This is a genomic window from Agrobacterium tumefaciens (assembly GCA_025560025.1).
Taxonomy (GTDB): Bacteria; Pseudomonadota; Alphaproteobacteria; order Rhizobiales; family Rhizobiaceae; genus Agrobacterium.
Window position 1 is genome coordinate 2,048,664 of the sequence record CP048486.1, and the last position, 15,885, is coordinate 2,064,548.

The 15,885-nt window shown below is 61.0% G+C and carries 12 protein-coding genes; 2 read left to right on the forward strand and 10 right to left on the reverse strand.

Going from position 1 to position 15,885, the window contains the following annotated elements; all coding sequences use genetic code 11:
• Positions 1 to 101 precede the first annotated feature (101 nt).
• Entirely contained in the window at positions 102 to 1,394 is a 1,293-nt protein-coding gene (locus FY152_23295) for a carbohydrate ABC transporter substrate-binding protein (protein ID UXS35016.1), read from the forward strand.
• A 72-nt stretch (positions 1,395 to 1,466) separates the two neighbouring features.
• Here FY152_23295 and FY152_23300 read toward each other — a convergent pair whose 3' ends face one another.
• From FY152_23300 to FY152_23340, 9 genes are all read right to left on the reverse strand, one after another.
• Positions 1,467 to 4,127, reverse strand: coding sequence for an AAA family ATPase (locus FY152_23300; GenBank protein ID UXS35169.1), 2,661 nt, complete (start codon positions 4,125 to 4,127; stop codon positions 1,467 to 1,469).
• 174 nt (positions 4,128 to 4,301) lie between these two features.
• Positions 4,302 to 5,390, reverse strand: a complete 1,089-nt coding sequence (locus tag FY152_23305; protein ID UXS35017.1) for a DUF917 domain-containing protein — start codon at positions 5,388 to 5,390, stop codon at positions 4,302 to 4,304.
• Position 5,391: 1 nt separating this feature from the next.
• Positions 5,392 to 6,480 carry a DUF917 domain-containing protein gene (locus tag FY152_23310; GenBank protein UXS35018.1) on the reverse strand — a complete coding sequence of 363 codons (1,089 nt, stop codon included), beginning with the start codon at positions 6,478 to 6,480 and terminating at the stop codon, positions 5,392 to 5,394.
• 10 nt (positions 6,481 to 6,490) lie between these two features.
• Entirely contained in the window at positions 6,491 to 8,032 is a 1,542-nt protein-coding gene (locus tag FY152_23315) for a hydantoinase/oxoprolinase family protein (GenBank protein UXS35019.1), read from the reverse strand.
• 96 nt (positions 8,033 to 8,128) lie between these two features.
• Positions 8,129 to 9,187 carry an ABC transporter ATP-binding protein gene (locus tag FY152_23320; GenBank protein ID UXS35020.1) on the reverse strand — a complete coding sequence of 353 codons (1,059 nt, stop codon included), beginning with the start codon at positions 9,185 to 9,187 and terminating at the stop codon, positions 8,129 to 8,131.
• Between the two features lie 71 nt (positions 9,188 to 9,258).
• A complete protein-coding gene (locus FY152_23325; protein ID UXS35021.1) occupies positions 9,259 to 10,368 on the reverse strand; it encodes an extracellular solute-binding protein in 1,110 nt (369 codons plus the stop codon).
• Between the two features lie 58 nt (positions 10,369 to 10,426).
• Complete coding sequence (locus FY152_23330) at positions 10,427 to 11,230, reverse strand: ABC transporter permease (protein ID UXS35022.1); 804 nt, start codon at positions 11,228 to 11,230, stop codon at positions 10,427 to 10,429.
• A complete protein-coding gene (locus FY152_23335) occupies positions 11,230 to 12,168 on the reverse strand; it encodes an ABC transporter permease (protein ID UXS35023.1) in 939 nt (312 codons plus the stop codon). The genes FY152_23330 and FY152_23335 overlap by 1 nt, the downstream gene beginning before the upstream one ends.
• Positions 12,169 to 12,182: 14 nt before the next feature.
• On the reverse strand, positions 12,183 to 12,950 hold the full coding sequence (locus FY152_23340) for a hydrogenase expression protein HupH (GenBank protein UXS35024.1): 768 nt from the start codon (positions 12,948 to 12,950) through the stop codon (positions 12,183 to 12,185).
• 393 nt (positions 12,951 to 13,343) lie between these two features.
• Between FY152_23340 and FY152_23345 the strand changes: the two genes are divergently transcribed.
• Complete coding sequence (locus FY152_23345; GenBank protein UXS35025.1) at positions 13,344 to 14,351, forward strand: nitroreductase family protein; 1,008 nt, start codon at positions 13,344 to 13,346, stop codon at positions 14,349 to 14,351.
• A 74-nt stretch (positions 14,352 to 14,425) separates the two neighbouring features.
• Here FY152_23345 and FY152_23350 read toward each other — a convergent pair whose 3' ends face one another.
• Positions 14,426 to 15,751, reverse strand: coding sequence for an LLM class flavin-dependent oxidoreductase (locus FY152_23350; GenBank protein UXS35026.1), 1,326 nt, complete (start codon positions 15,749 to 15,751; stop codon positions 14,426 to 14,428).
• Positions 15,752 to 15,885 lie beyond the last annotated feature (134 nt).

Here is a 15,885-nt window from a genome sequence, read left to right on the forward strand (position 1 = left end):
CGCTTGCAAAAAATTCTATTATGATGCAAATATTGCAAATACGGAAAATTTGCAAGAATTTAAGTGATAAGTGAGAAATTTGCAAAACGCGGGAGGAGCAGATGCAAACTATCGATAGACGTGGATTTTTGGTGACGGCGGCGCTGGCCGGTCTTGGCGCGGCGGCGGGCGGTTTCCGCGCAATGGCGGCTGAAACCCGGCTTCGTTGCGTATGGTGGGGGTCGGCTGACCGCAACAAGCGTACCAATGAGGTGATCTCCCTTTATCAGAAGGCAGATCCGCAAACGGTGGTCAGTGGGGAGATGATCGCCGGTTCCGACTACTGGACCAAACTTGCGACATCCATGGCGGGACGCAACGTCGCCGATATCTTCCAGCTCGAGCCTTCCACCATTGCCGATTATTCCGGCCGTGGCGCCTGCATGGAGCTAGATCAGTTCGTCGGCTCGGCGCTCGATCTTTCCAGCTTCGGCAAAAGCGAGATCGATCTTTGCCGCATCGACGGCAAGCTTTACGGCGTCGGTCTCGGGCTGAATTCCTTCTGCATGATGTACGATGCCGAGACGCTGAAGGAAGCGGGCGTCTCCGTGCCGAAGGAGCAGATCACCTGGAAGGCGCTGGCGGAACTGGCGCGCGATTTCAAGAAGAACGCTCCGGCAAAACGAAACTACTGGGCTGTGCCCTATGGCGGGCGTTATCACTATGTCTTTGATGTCTGGCTGCGCCAGCGCGGCAAGCTCCTGTTCCAGGACGGCACCATCGGCTTCAACAAGGAAGACGCCAAGGAATGGTTCGCCTATTGGGAGGATCTGCGCGAAAACAAGCTCTGCGTCTCCGCCGATATCCAGACACGTGACGATAATACCATCGAATCCAACGCGCTGACCCTTGGCAATTCGGCAATCGGTTTTGCCTATTCCAACCAGCTCGTGGGTTACCAGGCGCTCAACAAGAAGACGCTGTCGATCGGCATGCTGCCGGGCGAGGGGGCGGGCAAGCCGACCGGGCATTATTACCGGCCGGGCCTCATCTGGTGCATTTCGTCCACCTCTACCAATCCGGAAGCGGCGGCGAAGTTCATCAACTTCTTCGTCAACGATCTGGATGCCGGCAAGGTTCTCGGTGTCGAGCGTGGCGTACCGCCAGCGAAGAAAGTGCGTGAAGCGGTGTTGCCGAGCCTCAACGAGACCGAACGCAAGACGGTGGATTACATCGAAAGCCTGTCCGGCAAGCTCGATCCCTATCCGGAGCCTGCCCCGATTGGCGCCAATGAGTTCGACCGTGGGGTGATGCGCCCCATCGCCGACTCGCTCGCTTTCGGCCGCGCCAGCGTGGACGAGGCGGCGCAAAACCTTGTCGACACCGGCACGCGGACCCTGCGCAAGCGCGGATGACGACGAGGGGGCACCGCACGCGGCGTCGAAACCGCGCGGCGGTGCCCCGATCCTGCCTTTTAAATGCAGGTCCTATTCGCGTTCGGTCAGCTTGAGATGTTTGCTGACGGAGACGGCCATTCCGCGTCGGCTGACACCGAGCTTGGCATAGATGTTCTTCAGATGGAATTTTACGGTTGCTTCCGAAAGGCCGAGATCGCGGGCCATTTCCTTGTTGCTTCGGCCTTCGGAGAGAAGTTTCAAAACGGTGGTTTCCCGGCCGCTCAGAAGGCCTGCGGCGTGTGCTGCGCCATCTTCGTTGCCGCCCAGCGGCACGATGGTGCGTGGCTGGCGGCCAAGACCGTGTCCGACAATGCGGCTCATGAATTCCACCGCATTCGGGCTGAACACCTTCAGCCCGAAGCGGCGCACGATGGCGCGCAACGTGGTGGCCAGTTCGTGGCCCTCATCGGTAAAGAGCTGCGTCGCTTCGTGAGCGCGGGCAAGGGCGATGGCCGATTGCAGATAGGCGAAGGCCTGCTGCTGGCGGCCGGTTTTCCATGACGCCTGCACCGCCATGATCTCGGCCAGCATGCGATGATAGGCGCGGCCGGACGCCTTGGCGGAAAGGATCAGGGCTTCAAGCGTTTGCAGTGCCTGTGGCGCCAGTCCCTGTGCAAGCGCCAGCCGGGCGGCTGCGATGTCAAAGTCATATGCCTCCCGCCACGTCCAGTTGTCGGGGCCGCCTGCCTCTTTGAGTGTTTCCACCCGCTCCATCGCCTGCGTTGCCGATTCGATCATGCCGGCCCTGACGAGCAGGTCGACACGCATGATGCCGGCGGCGGTCTTCAACCGGGGCAGGTCACGCTCCACAGCCACCTCTTCGGCCTTGTCGATTGCCGCGGCGGCGGCATCGAAGCCGCTGACCTGAAGGCGGCTGCGGGCCAGCAGCCAGAACAGCCGCATGAAGAGATCGACCCAGCTTTCGCCGCGGATCAGCGGCTCCACGCATTCCGTCAGCGTCTGCTCGACATGAAGCACCTCGCCCTGCTGATAGAGCACATCGGCCGTTGCAAGGCGCACGATGGCGAGCAGGTTTCGATCCGTCCAGTGCACCCGTTCCACCAGTTCCTCGGCTTCCCGGCAAAATTGCAGGGCCGCGGAAAATTCTCCGGTCAGCGTGCTGACGAGGCCAAGGTGGATGAGCATGAAGACCTGGGCATAGGGCGTTTTTTCCTCGCGGTAATAGCCGAGAGCCTTGAGCGCCGCCCGGCGTGCCTCTTCGAGGTCGCCCGTGCGGGTGTAAATGATACAGAGATGGTTGAAGAGCCAGGCTAGCTCCCATGTGGCATGTGGCGGCAGGGCAGCGGCCGCCCGTTCCAGCCTTTGCGCCTCGGCCACGCTCATGCGGCGATCTTCGTAAACATCGATCAGGCTGTCGATATGGTCGAGCACGCTGCGGTCGACGACGGCAAGTGCGGCAGCGGACCATTCGCCGTTTTCTTTCAGAATGTCGAGCCGCTCGCGCCCGGCCGCCGCATTGCCGCGCTTGGAGAGCACCACGGCATAACAGACCATCAGGCCCGGCGAGGCATGCAGGATTTCCGGTGGAAAATTATCGATCAGATGCTCGAGCACCTGATGTCCCGCCCTGAGGAAAATATCGACGCCGCCCGCCTTGCCGATAATTTCTTCCGCCATGTGGAAATCGCCGCTCTGGGCCGCGTGGGAAACCGCTCGTTCCAGATGGGCGCGCGTTGCGAACCAGACGGCGGCCTGTCGATGCAGCGCCTTTTTCTCCGCGTCCGAAACGAATGCGGTGTCCCGTTCCAGGCAGGTGCGCAGCACGGGGTGCAGCGAAAGCCAGCCGTTCGCCCCGTTTTCTATGATGGGATGCATGGCCTCCAGCATCGCCAGATCTTCCTCGGGCAGGCTGGGCAGACCGAGATCGGATGCAAGATCGAGGCGAAATTCCGAAAAGGGCGACAAACGGCGCAATGTGGACAAAAGCGCCGGAGAAAGCCGGTTGATGACGGTTTCACGGACGTAATCGGTCAGGTCGTGGTGGGTGCCGGCAAGGAGCACACGGCGCTCCTCTTCCGTCGGGTTGCCGGTGACGATGCCGGCGGCGAGCTGCGCCAGCGCCGGCCAGCCGCGGGTGATCTCCATCAAAGGATCGACAAGCGCCGACATTGCGCCGCGTGACAGAAGCCGCCGCAGTTCGGATCGTCCGAATTCGAGTTCCCGGGCGGTCACTTCCGCCAGCACGCCGCGCGCCTTCAGCCGGGCAAGCGGCAATTGCGCGGGAGAGCAGGAGGAGCAGGCGATGCGCAGCGTATCCGGCGCGGCAAGGATGAGCCGCTCCAGCAGCCGGTGCTGGCCGCCCGTGTCGATTTCGTCGATATTATCGATGAAGAGAATGGTGAGGCCATCACGCCGCGCCACGGCTTCCATGGCGTCCATCAGCGCGTCCTGCATGTCCGCCATTGCGGCAAGGCCGAGTGACTGACGCAATTCGCCGACGAACCGTTCAGGAGAGGCGATGCCCGAAGCGTTAAGCCAGGAGCAATGGGAAACCGCCGTTTCCCGCAGGCCCGGCAAGGTAAGCGTGCCGTCCACCAGCCGCTCATAGGCCGCTTTCATCAGGGCGGTCTTGCCGAAACCGGGCGGCGCGCGCAGCACGACGATCTGCCTTGAAAGCCCCGCTGCCAGCTTCGAAAGCAGGTAGGGTCGCTCGATGCCTGAAAAAAGCATGCGGGGCGGGCTGAAGCGCAGCCCGGCACCGGTAAAGGTTCTGACGGCATGCGACGGCTTTTCACGCAAGACACGGCTCGGCATCGGTCCTCTTTCGTCACTCAACGACCGGCCCCTGCCGGAGTGGCGTCCGGGAAGGGCGGGATATTATCAGTGCCCGATGCCGGGCATTCGTCAAGAGCCGAGTGGACGGTAGGCCTGCGTGAGGCCGAAGGCGCCGGGACCGAAGACAGCCAGCGCTTCCGGCGTGCGCATGATGGGCGGCACACGCACGGCAAGCACGTTCACACGCTGACCATAACGCAGCCTTTCTGTGGTGATGGCTTCGGCCGTATCGATGTCGAGCACGGTGATGAGATCGGGAACGATCGCCAGCACGCGTCCGCCTTCTTCCTCCGCCACGAGGTTTTCGTTCTGGATGCGGATTTTGACCTTCGGTTTCGAGGTGTCGAAGGGTTCGATGGTGGCGATCCCCACCGACCAGCCGTTTTCTTCCTTGCGGGCGACATCGCAGACCTTGCCGGAGGTGATGATTTCGGCATGGCCGTAATGCGTGCCCGCAAAAAAATCGACAAGCGCCGCGACCGCATCGAGATGCCCTGCGGCCGCCTCGCGCAGGGTCCGGCCAATGCCGATGGCGAGCGACATGGTTGCCGGCACCGAAACGCGTTTTGCCGTTTCGCCATCCATGCCGTAATTGACGATATAGGCCTGCCCGCCCATGCGGATGGTCACGCCACGGGCCAGCCACTCGGCCTTGGCGGCGTCTTCGGTCTCGATCAGCACGCGGTTGCCGCGTTCGTCGGCCACCGCCACCGGGCTTGCCGGCACGCCGTAGACGTTGAAGGTTTCCATTTCAAGCTGCGGGAAGGCGCGGCCCATGCCGTCCGCATCGATGACGGGCACGCGCTTTTTGGCCGCCAGCACGATGGGTATCATGGAATTGATGCCGCCCGCCTCGAAGGGAATGATGGCGCCGACATCGATGCCGGTGTGATCCTCATAGGTTTCAAGCGCAAGGTCACCCTCCTCGCCGGAGGGAATTTTTTCGATGAGGATGGTGGGCGCTCCCATCGCGCCGCAGGCGACGACGGCTGCGCCATCGGGCACCGCGTCGAGTGCGATCAGATCGACCGGCCCGTATTTTTCGATGGCAGCTTTGGCCAGAAGTTTGCCGATATAGGGATCGCCGCCGCCGCCGGTGCCGAGAACGGCCGCGCCGACGGCCAGATCGTCTATGTCCTGCTCCGTGATGATTGCCATGTCAGTCGATCTCCTCGATGGAGGTAAAGGGTTCCTTCAGGCCGAAGCAGGCCGGGCCGAACACGTCGAGCGCTTCCGGGGTGCGCATGATCTCGGGCACGGAGACGGCGACAACGGTGACGCGCTGGCCGTAGCGCAGGTTTTCGCTGGTGATTGGCTCGGCGGTTTCCGTGTTCATGATCGAGATCAGGTCCGGCACGATGGCTCTTACCCGGCCATCCTGCCTGGCGATCAGGTTCTCGTTCTGGATTTCGATTTCCATCTGCGAGGTGAATGGCGCGACGGCTTCGATGCGGGCGCGGCCGATGGTGAAACCGGCTTTGGTTTCGCGCATCACATCTACGATCTTTCCCTTGAAGATGACGCGACCGTAACGGTAAAGCGTGGATGGCAGGAAACCGAGAAGCGCCTCGATGGGATTGATGTGATCCTCCTGCGCCTTGCGTAACACCTTGCCGATGTGGATCGCCAGTGTCAGCGTATTGGGAATGGCCGTGCGCTTCACCTCCGCGCCGCTCATGGCATATTCCGCAATATAGGCGCAGCCGCCCATGCGAATGGCGACGGCGCGGGAGAGCCATTCCATCTGCCTGTTATCGACGGCTTCGATCAGCGCGCAATCGCCCCACTCGTTGCTCACCGCCATGGGGGAGCCGGATATGCCGTAAACGCCGAATGTCTCCATTTCCAGAAACGGAAAGGCGCGCCCCATGCCATCGGCATCGACGATGGGCAGACCGAGCCGGGCGCCGACGACCAGCGGAATGGTGGAATTGATGCCGCCTATCTCGATGGGCATGGTGTAGCCGGCTTTTTTGCCGAGCCGTTTCTCAAGGCGACGGAGCGAGAAGATGGCCTCTTCGCCGGACGGGATTTTCTCCACCAGCACGGTCGGCGCACCCATCATGGCTGTCGGGATGACGAGGCTGTCGTCCGGCAACTCGCTGGGGTCGATCAGCTCGACCTCGCAGCCTTCGTCCAGGCATTGCTGTACCATCATGCGCCCGACATAGGGATCGCCGCCGCCGCCGGTTCCGAGAAAAGCCGCGCCGACGGCAAGATCGGCAAGATGTTCGCGTGTGAGTTTCATCGCCATGTCCTCAACCGATCACCAGGTCGCCAACCGCCTTGACGCGGATGCGGGTGGCGCTGCCGGGCAGATAGGCAAGCGGCACTTCCTCGATATCCATGATCTTGACGGAGGCGGCTGCCGCCCCTGCCTTCACCGCGCGTTCCGAAGCTTCGGCCTTTGCGCTTGCCAGAACGGCGTCACGCGAGGTGCCTTCCAGCGAGAAGATGCGGTCAACCTCGCCGCCCACCTGCGCGATCGCCGCGCCGATGGCATTGGCGACGGAGGCGTTTTGTGGCCTCAGAACCTTCGATGCCGAAGGCAGATCGCGCGAGACCAGAATGGAGCCGCCGCCCACCAGAATGACGGGAAGCGGATCGGCGCTGGTCTTCATGCGATCCACGGCCTCATCGACCATGCGATGCATGGTTTCGAGCGCGTTTTCGATGGTTTGTGCAGGAATATGCGCAACGCGGGAGCGGTCGCCAATATCCTCCAGCCCGGCCGCCACCACGATATCCGTGGTTGTCAGCGTATCGCCGCCGAAAACCAGCGCCTTGCTGGTGATCTCGTAACCGACGGAATCGGGACCGATGCGCTTACCCTCGTCACGCACCAGCGAGCCGCCACCAAGCCCGATTGCCAGCACGTCCGGCATGCGGAAATTGGTGCGTACACCGCCAATATCGACGGCAACCGCCGATTCTCTGGGAAAACCGTGCACGAGCATGCCGACATCCGATGTCGTGCCGCCAATATCCACCACCATGGCTTCCTTGACACCGGCCAGCATCGCAGCGCCACGCATGGAATTGGTGGGACCGGAGGCGAAGGTAAGGACGGGATAACGCTCCACATAGTCGGGAGACATCAATGTTCCGTCGTTCTGGCTGATGAAAAAGGGCGCCTTGATGTCGAGCTCCTTCAGCGCGCTGCGGAAGGAGGAGACGACCTTGCGGGAAAGCTCGGCCAGCGAGGCATTCATGATCGAGGCGTTTTCACGCTCGAGGAAACCCACCCTGCCGATTTCGTGGCTGAGCGAGATGGCGATGTCGGGAACCGCATCGCGCAGGATTTCGGCGGCGCGAAGCTCCATTTCCGGCGTGACCGGCGAAAAAACCGAGGTGATGGCCGCCGTCTTCAGGCCGCGTTCGCGCACGGTGGCGGCAACCTCCATCAATCCCTTTTCGTCGAGAGGCGCGATGGTGCGCCCGTCGAATTCATGTCCGCCGCGCAGCATGAAGGTGTGGCGGCCAAGCGTGTCGGCAAGGTCCTTCGGCCAGTCGGTCAGCGGCGGCAGGCCCTTGGTGGCCGGCAGGCCGAGGCGGATGGCGGCGACTTCCAGCAGGCGCTTGCGCTCGACCACGGCATTGGTGAAATGGGTCGTGCCGATCATCACCGCCTGAATTTGCGAGACGGATACGCCCGTCATGCCCAGAAGCTTGTTCAGCACCGCCACGATGCCCGAGCCGACATCGGCCGTTGTCGGGCTTTTGCAGGCGCCGGTGACCGCTGCCCCATCCATAAGGGCGGCGTCGGTATTCGTGCCACCCACATCAATGCCAATACGCATGTCTTTCTCCTGTCGATTGACAAGGGAAGGGCGCCTGCGCGGCTGCTCACCGCACATTGCATCCTTTCCCGATTTTCTGGTTCCGGTGGCCGGGTCTCAGGCCACCAAGACTTCGGATCGTTCCGGGTCCCATGTCACGCCGATCGCCTGTCCGGGCGACAGCCTGGCGAGATGGGACTGGTTCTGCCGTTCGGCGACGATATCCTGCCCGCCGACCGAAAGATGGTAGCGGACAAGGGCGCCCTGATAGGTTTCCGAGACGACGGTTGCCGGAACGCCGGTGCCGGCCTCGCCGATGATGATGTTTTCCGGCCTGACGACGAGCTTGACGGCTTTGCCATCGGCAAAGTCTTCGGCGGGAACACGTGTCAACGCCACGGTGTCGCCGAAGCTGACCACCAGACTTTCGCCTTGGCGGCCCCTCACTGTGGCGTCGATGACATTCGACTGGCCGATGAAGGTGGTGACGAAAAGCGTCTTCGGCCTCTCGTAGATTTCCTGCGGCGTGCCCACCTGCTCAACTCTGGCTTTCTGCATCACGCCGATGCGGTCGGACATGGTGAGCGCCTCATCCTGATCGTGGGTCACGTAAACGGTGGTGATGCCGAGCTTCTTTTGCAGATCCTTGATCCAGTATTTCATTTCTTCCCGCAGCGATTTGTCGAGTGCCGAAAGCGGTTCATCGAGAAGCAGGATGCGCGGTTCGGTAACCAGCACGCGGGCAAGGGCCACACGCTGCTGCTCGCCACCGGAAAGCTGGCGCTGATAGCGGTTTTCATATCCCGCAAGGCCGACCTGGCGTAATGCGAAGGCGACGGAGCGGTCGATTTCTTCCCTGGATTTCTTTCGCAGCTTCAGACCGAAGGCGATGTTTTCGGCCACGTTCATATGCGGGAAAATCGCATAATTCTGGAAGACGATGCCGATGTCGCGCTTTTCGGGCGGCAGATAGGTGACGTCATCCGATCCGATCAGGATCTGCCCCGATGATGGGCGGATGAAGCCGGCGATCATGCGCAATGTCGTGGACTTGCCGCAGCCGGAAGGTCCCAGCAGCGAGAAGAATTCGCCCTGTTCTATATGCAGATCGATGCCCGCGACCGCGACATTGTCGCCATAGGATTTGACGAGGCTTTTCAGTTGAATATCCGACATCGGCTTCCGTTGTCCTTTCCCTCTGGGACGTGGCCGGCGGAACCGGCCACGACGTTCTGTGGGTGCGAGGGTCAGCCCGCGAAGATTTCGTTCACGGTCTCGACGATCTCGTCTTCGTTTTCGAGATAGGCTTTCCAGTCCGGCAGCCAGAAATCCTTGGTGGCGTCGGCGCTGTTGACGATGCCGGCCTTGACGAGATTATCCGGCAGGACGGCGTTGGAGACGGTGGGGCGCAGGTAGAATTCCTTGCCCATATTGGTCATGAAGGAGGGCTCCAGCGCCCGGTTGAGAAGCGCATAGGCAAGCTTCTTCTGCGTCGGCTCGGAATAGCGGCTGACCGTGTAGGTCTGGGTCAGGATCGGCTGCAGTTCCTTCCAGTACATGACGGCGAAGGGAGCGCCCTTGTCGCGGGCCTGCATGGGTTCGGCGTCGCTCTGCACCGCCATGACCACCTCGCCGCGATCCATCAGCGTCTGCATGTTGCCGGTGAAATCCGAAATCTTGGCGGGCATCAATTCCTTCATCGCCTTGTAACCGGCATCGAGATCGTACTGATCCTTGCCGAACAGCGAGCAGGCGACGAGGAAGAAGTCCATCTGCAGCGTGTTGGAGGTGATGTAGGTGCCGCGCTTGCCGGCGAATTCCGGCTTCCACATGTCCTTGAAGCTGGTCGGCGGCGGTGTGACGAGGTCGGTGCGATAGGCATGCACATACTGGTTGAAAGCCCAGGTGACGCCGACGCCGTTCGAGGTGGCAAATGGCCAGAGATTTTTGCCGTTTGGCACATTGGGAAGGATTTCGTCGATCGTATGGAAGAAATCGCCCGCCGCCGCCGTCTTGAACATTTCCGGCAGGTTCCAGTTGGTAATGTCGAGCGGCGGTTTCTTCGGCCCGTTGGCGACGAATTTGGGAAACCACGGCCAGGTGGAATCATATTCGATCTTGCAGTTGAAATCTTTCGCGAAGTCGGTCAGCAGATATTTATTGACCAGCTCGCCCCACGGGCCGCCCCATTCGCCTATCCGCAACACCGCCCCGCCGGCATCGAAGACGGAGCCGTCATAGGTCACGTCCTGCGAGAAGGCATGGTTGATGTTGAAGAGCGGCAGAGTTGCTGCTGCGGCGCCGATCTTGAGAAGTTTGCGGCGGTTGGGATCGAATGTCATTCCAGTCATGTCCATGTTCCCCTTGTTTTTTGAACCTATGGATGCGGGCATTCATTAAATGTCCGGCGGTGCTCTAGCCGCCGAAAACGCGCTTCAGATTGATGAGCCTGGACGTTGCCACCATCGACACGACGACGAGGAGGATGGCGAATATGCCTGCTGCCGCCGCGGTGGGTTCGAAGGCGTAACGCAGCGCCACATACATGGCCATTGGCAAGGTTTGCAGGTTTGGCGTCGAGAGGAAGAGCGTCACCTCGAACTGGCCAAAGGAAATGATGAAAGCGAAGATGGTGCCAGCCGAAATGGCCGGTGAAATGATCTTCAGCGTCACGAGCCGAAAGGCGGTGAAGGGAGAGGCCCCGAGCGACCGTGCCGCCTCTTCCAGGCTGCGGTCGAAGCCGACGAGGGCGGCGGTGACCGTGGCGATGACGAAGGGGCAGGTGACGATGACGTGGCCGATGATAAGCCCGGTCATGCTCCGTGCGAGCCCGATGCCGGTGGTGACATAGAACACATAGAGCGCAAGGCCAAGCACCACCCCCGGCAGGACGATGGGCATCATGAAGAAGGCGCGCAGCGGTGCGACAAGACGGCTCGACGACCGTGTCAGGAAAAGCGCCGCCATGGTGCCGAGCACCGTCGCAATCGCTGTCGAGATGCCGGCGACGAGGAAGGAAACGCCATAGGCCGAGAGAAAGGTCGGCGAGGTCAGGAAGGCATAGACCCAGCGCAGGGAAAAACCCTGCGGCGGAAAGGTCAGGTAGTCGCCGGCATTCAGGCCGGACAGGATGACGATGATGACGGGGACCAGCAAAACCGTCAGCGTCAGCACCGATAGAAGCCTGAAAACAAGCGGAATTGATGATTCCTCACGCATCAGCTGCGCCCTCCCGTGGTGCGCATGGCAGCGCGGTGATAGACGGCGATCGCCATCAGGCTGGTGACGAAGAGGACGATGGCGATGGCCGCACCGAACTGCCAGCGTCCGGTTTCCGCCACCTGCTGGTAGATGTGGATCGGCATGACCATGACCTTCCAGCCGCCCATCAGCGCCGGCACGACATAGGATGAAATGGCAAGTGCGAAGACCAGCAGCGTACCCGCCAGAATTCCCGGCATGGAAAGGGGCAGTACGATGGAGAAGAAGGCCTTCGCACGGGAAGCGCCAAGCGATCTGGCCGCTTCTTCCAGCGCAGGATGGATGGATTTGATGATGCCGATCAATGACAGGATCATGAAAGGCAGCGTGATCTGCACCAGCCCGACCACGACACCGAAGATGTTGTACATCAGCGGCAATGGCTCTGAAATAATGCCGATGCGGATGAGTGTGCTGTTGATGAGGCCGTTATCGCCCAGAAGCACCATCAGCCCATAAAGCCGGATGACCATGTCGAGCTGCATCGATGACAGGACCAGGATCATCAGCAGGGTGTTGCGGCCGGGGCTGACCGTCTTGGCGATGACATAGGCAAGCGGATATCCAAGCACCAGACAGACCAGCGCCACCATGGCGGCAATGCCGACGGAACGCAAAATGGCTTCGTAATAAATGGCGCGGGTGAAGATGCGCACGAAATTGTCGAAAGTGATCGCGCTTGAAAGAGTTATGACGCCCGCCACCGATTTGTTGAAGGCAAGGGCAAAAAGCGAAGCGGTGGGCACGACGAAAAAGGCGATGAAAAAAATCAGGGCCGGCAGCAGAAGCAGCCAGAAGCCAAGCCCCTCGCCGAAGCGTCTTCGCAGCGACGAAGCCTGAGAAAGAGGCAGGCCGTTCACCTGTTTGTCCGATGTCGTCATTGCGGATACCGCCATGTTGCCCGATCTCCTCATTCTGCCGCTTGCGGCAGCATGGCCCTGTGCAAGGCGTCGTAACCGATCAGTTCCTTTTCCGGCGGGGCCGGATAGGTCGTCTTGCTTTGCGAAAGGCCGGCGCGCACGAGACCGGCGGCAATCGACACCGCTGTCGGAATGGGATCGATGACGGGAACGTCGATGCCTTCGGCAAGCAGCCCGTCGCGCAGACCGGCGGCACATCCCATCAGGCCGGTGCAGCCGAAGATCAGCGCTTCCGCGCCGTCCTCCTCGACAGCCTTCCTGCCTTCCTCCACCAGCCGCCGGGCGGTGGCGACAAGATCCGCCTCGAGATCGAGGACGGGAATGTCGACGCTGCGCACCGAGGCCAGCTTGCTGGAAAGGCCGCATAGGGCGGCGGTATTTTCAAAAGACGGGATCAGGCGACGCATGACGGTGATGACCGAGAATTTATGTCCCAGCATGGATGCAACATGCATGCCGGTTTGGCATGGTCCGACAACGAGCATGCCGGAAATTTCCCGGGCCGGCCGCAGACCCGGATCGCCCATGCAGTCGATGATGACGGCATCGACGCCTTCGCGCTCGGCGCGCGCGACCTCAAGCAGGGTGCCGGGAACGGACATCGCCGCCTCGAACTCGCTTTCGATCGAACCCGGCCCTGTGGCTATCTCGGCATGGGAAAGGCTCACGCCGGGATATTCCAGCGCCTTGAGATCCGCCAGCTTGCGAAAGCCGCGCGTTACGATGGGGGACACGACACGAACATTGACGTTACGCATTCTCGATACCTCCTTCAAGCACCGCTACGACCGGCGTATGCGGGACAAATCCAAGCCTTGAACGTTGCGCATCCGACACTTCTGGGCGTCGGCTTCCTGCGCCGCTTGTTCCGATGCCTTACGGTGCATCGGCTTGCCGTCTGACGAAAGAGCTTTGGCGAATAGGGTCTTCGCTCTTTCGGGTGGGTAGTATGGCTGGCTTCAAAGCAAATTTCCTATCCGTTTGGATAGGTGTTGCTGCATAAAACAAATGCATTTCCGATGTTTGATTAAATATTGGACGAGAAAGGTCGCAAATTAAGGCAGTTTTGGCGTTTCGTGGCTGGTTTGACAGCGGGGCCGGCCATGGCGATGGTGTTTCCATCAAAGAGAGACTACTTCACGGAGGTTACAATGCCAGTCGCCAGGAGCGCGCCGGGCAGCGGCGGAGCTTTGTCGCGTTTGCAAAGCTTCATCACGCTTGTGCGGAATTTCGCCTATGATTTTCGTCGATACCGGGCCTCCAGTTTCATTGACGGTCCGCGCGAGCGACAAAATCTGGAGGCGCATATCAGGCTGTTGTCCCATATGCTGGAATATGGCCTGTCGCTCAGCGATCCTCGTGCAGGTTTCGGGATCGACAAGGTGCGTTTGCTGGCGGCGGAAGTTTCCCATTATATCGAAAGCTACGGTCCTGATGCGGCGACCGATAACGGGCTTGGCGTGCTTGCCGCTTATGTGGCCTATAATGCGGCCAATGGGGCGGATGTCCGGGAGGCGCAGAAACTTCTGGATGACCTGCTTGCATCCGATGCCGCGTCCTCTCCCTGTGTCGCCGGAAGCGAGGCGGTTTCGGCAAGGGCCATCCGTGCCGCGGCCTCGTGCGATTTCATGGGCTTCATGGCTGCTCGTCACAGTGTTCGTCAGTATGACCGTGCAAGGCCGGTTGAAGTGGAGCGGATCGAGCGGGCTGTCATGGCCGCCACGCAATCGCCTTCGAGCTGCAATCGCCAGACCACGAAAGTTCTTGCGTTTACGGACAAGGATTCTATCCGGCGCGTCCTCTCGCACCATCAGGGCAACCGCGGTTTCGGAGACCAGCTTGGTGGGGTCTTCGTCGTGACGGTCGATCTTAGAAACTGGAACACGATAGGGGAGCGAAATCAGGGCTGGGTGGATGGCGGAATGTTTGCCATGACGCTGGCGCTCGGGCTGCATGCGGAAGGTCTCGGCGCCTGCATGCTCAACTGGAGTGCGACAATGGAGGAGGATCGCGCCATGCGCGGGCTTCTGGGACTGGACGATTCGCATGTCATCATTACACTGATTGGTTTCGGCCATATGGTCGAAAGCTTTTCCGTTCCCGTTTCGCGCCGCAGGCCGCTTTCGCAGGTTCTGCTGCACGAGCCGCCGCTGAACTGAACCCGGCTTACACGATCCTGTCCTGCCCTTTCCGCGTGGTCACCTGGGCATCACCGAGGTCAACGGCGCTTTATTCAGCTGAAAAAACGATTGGCTGGTCGTTGCAGGCCAAGATGGTCGCGTAATGTCGGCCCCTCATAGTCCTTGCGGAACAGCCCGCGCCTTTGCAGTTCCGGCACCACCTGCGTCGTGAAGTCGTCCAGGCCGGCCGGCAGGAAAGGGAAGGTGACGTTGAAACCATCCGAACCCTCCTCATGAAGCCATTGCTCCATCTCGTCGGCGATGGTCTTTGGCGTGCCGACGAAGGCAAGACCCGCATAACCGCCCAGCCGCTGGGCGAGTTGGCGCACCGTCAGGCCTTCGCTTCGGGCAAGCTCGATCACCCGTTCACGGCTGGATTTGCTGGCATTCGTTTCCGGAATATCAGGCAGGGGGCCATCGGGATCGAAGCCGGAAACATCGTGGCCGAGCGCAATGGAAAGCGAGGCGATTGCGCTGTCATAATGGACGAGACTGTCGAGCCTGGCGCGTTTGGCTTTGGCCTCCTCCACACTGTCGGCGACGAGAACGAAAGCGCCCGGCAGGATAACAATGCTGTCGCGGGAGCGGCCTGCCGCAACGGTCCTGTCCTTGACATCCTTATAAAAAGCCTTTCCTGCGGCAAGCGTGGGGGGTGCGGCAAAAACCACCTCGGCCGTCTCGGCGGCAAGCTGGCGTCCCGGCTCGGAAGCGCCGGCCTGCACGATGACGGGCCAACCCTGCACCGGGCGCGCGATGTTGAGCGGTCCGCGCACGGAAAATTCCGGTCCCTTGTGGTCCAGCACATGCATCTTTTCGGGATCGAAAAACAGCCCGCTATCGACATCCCGGATAAAGGCGTCATCCGAAAAAGAGTCCCAGAGACCGGTGACGACATCGTAAAATTCCCGCGCGCGGCCATAGCGCTCGGCATGATCCGGCTGTTCCTCGCGGCCGAAATTTCGGGCGGCGTCTGGATTTGACGTGGTGACGATGTTCCAGCCGGCGCGGCCATTGCTGAGGTGATCGAGCGAGGCGAAACGCCGGGCCACATGATAGGGCTCATCGAATGTGGTGGAGGCGGTGGCGACCAGCCCGACGCGGGAGGTAACGGCGGCGAGCGCCGAAAGCAGGGTGAAGGGCTCGAAGGATGTGACGGTGTGGCTGCGGCGCAGCGCCTCGGTGGGCATGTTCAGCACCGCCAGATGATCGGCCATGAAGAATGCATCGAACTTGGCGGCCTCAAGCTGTTGTGCGAAGCGCGCCAGATGGGCGAAATTGAAATTCGCATCCGGGAAGGCGCCCGGATAACGCCATGCACCCGTGTGGAGACTGACGGGCCGCATGAAGGCGCCGAGATGCAGTTTGCGATCATTTGCCATTGGGCTTCACTTTCGTCGATGTTCTGCGCGTTGCGGATGGCTTCAGCCGCAGGCAGGTCTTTGCTCGTCGCGACGATATCCCCGCCGGGGGATTGGCGCGGCAAAGACTATTCCGATTATGATTTGCGAACCGA

Coding starts and splice junctions, on each gene's coding strand:
- FY152_23335 (UXS35023.1), bottom strand. CDS start 12,168: ATGGCGGTATCCGCAATGACGACATCGGACAAACAGGTGAACGGCCTG.
- FY152_23340 (UXS35024.1), bottom strand. CDS start 12,950: ATGCGTAACGTCAATGTTCGTGTCGTGTCCCCCATCGTAACGCGCGGC.
- FY152_23325 (UXS35021.1), bottom strand. CDS start 10,368: ATGGACATGACTGGAATGACATTCGATCCCAACCGCCGCAAACTTCTC.
- FY152_23320 (UXS35020.1), bottom strand. CDS start 9,187: ATGTCGGATATTCAACTGAAAAGCCTCGTCAAATCCTATGGCGACAAT.
- FY152_23315 (UXS35019.1), bottom strand. CDS start 8,032: ATGCGTATTGGCATTGATGTGGGTGGCACGAATACCGACGCCGCCCTT.
- FY152_23350 (UXS35026.1), bottom strand. CDS start 15,751: ATGGCAAATGATCGCAAACTGCATCTCGGCGCCTTCATGCGGCCCGTC.
- FY152_23330 (UXS35022.1), bottom strand. CDS start 11,230: ATGCGTGAGGAATCATCAATTCCGCTTGTTTTCAGGCTTCTATCGGTG.
- FY152_23295 (UXS35016.1), top strand. CDS start 102: ATGCAAACTATCGATAGACGTGGATTTTTGGTGACGGCGGCGCTGGCC.
- FY152_23310 (UXS35018.1), bottom strand. CDS start 6,480: ATGAAACTCACACGCGAACATCTTGCCGATCTTGCCGTCGGCGCGGCT.
- FY152_23305 (UXS35017.1), bottom strand. CDS start 5,390: ATGGCAATCATCACGGAGCAGGACATAGACGATCTGGCCGTCGGCGCG.
- FY152_23300 (UXS35169.1), bottom strand. CDS start 4,127: ATGCTTTTTTCAGGCATCGAGCGACCCTACCTGCTTTCGAAGCTGGCA.
- FY152_23345 (UXS35025.1), top strand. CDS start 13,344: ATGCCAGTCGCCAGGAGCGCGCCGGGCAGCGGCGGAGCTTTGTCGCGT.